Origin of the sequence: Lactobacillus rodentium (assembly GCF_003423665.1) — a bacterium.
Taxonomy (GTDB): domain Bacteria; phylum Bacillota; class Bacilli; order Lactobacillales; family Lactobacillaceae; genus Lactobacillus; species Lactobacillus rodentium.
On the sequence record NZ_BFBY01000034.1, the window covers coordinates 1 to 416 of the forward strand.

The 416-nt window shown below is 49.0% G+C and carries 1 rRNA gene; it reads right to left on the reverse strand.

What is annotated here, in order from left to right:
* Positions 1-416: ribosomal RNA gene (locus LrDSM24759_RS07645) — 23S ribosomal RNA — on the reverse strand; the annotation flags it as partial.

A 416-nucleotide genomic window follows, 5' to 3' on the forward strand; every position in this document is an offset into this window, starting at 1 on the left:
CGTGCAGGTCGGAACTTACCCGACAAGGAATTTCGCTACCTTAGGACCGTTATAGTTACGGCCGCCGTTTACTGGGGCTTCAATTCAAACCTTCGCTTGCGCTAAGCTCTCCTCTTAACCTTCCAGCACCGGGCAGGTGTCAGCACCTATACGTCATCTTACGATTTTGCAGATACCTGTGTTTTTGATAAACAGTTGTTTGGGCCTCTTCACTGCGACTGATATTTTACTATCAGCACCCCTTCTCCCGAAGTTACGGGGTCATTTTGCCGAGTTCCTTAACGAGAGTTCTCTCGCTCACCTGAGGATACTCTCCTCGACTACCTGTGTCGGTTTGCGGTACGGGTAAAACTACTCTGGCTAGAAGCTTTTCTCGGCAGTGTGACATCATGACCTTCGCTACTTTTATTTCGCTC